Source organism: Microbacterium sp. SD291 (assembly GCF_017355365.1).
Taxonomy (GTDB): domain Bacteria; phylum Actinomycetota; class Actinomycetes; order Actinomycetales; family Microbacteriaceae; genus Microbacterium.
This window is the reverse complement of record NZ_JADIJR010000087.1, coordinates 1-282: the sequence shown is the minus strand read 5'-3', so window position 1 is coordinate 282 and position 282 is coordinate 1. Positions and strand designations below refer to the sequence as shown.

Here is a 282-nt window from a genome sequence, read left to right as displayed (position 1 = left end):
TCGGTGGTGGAGATCGAGCGCACGATCAGTCGGTTGCAGGCCGCACGGGATGGGATGCTCGCGGTCGGCGCGCGGCTCGCGTTGGACATCGCGCGGCAGGACGACACCGACGGCCGTGATGACGGTCGCGGTGTTGACGGTCGCATCCAGGACGGCACCGATCTCGCCCTGCGTGCGGTCGCGGCGGAGCTCGGGGCGGCGCTGCGGGTGTCGGACCGGACGGTGCAGCGGCGGATGGGTGAGGCATCGTTCCTGGTGGAGCAGTTCCCGCTGCTGTGGGCC

1 pseudogene is annotated in these 282 nt (G+C 71.6%); it reads left to right on the top strand.

Annotated features, from left to right (window positions below):
* A pseudogene (locus tag IPV10_RS16885) lies at nucleotides 1–282 on the top strand (HNH endonuclease); the annotation flags it as partial.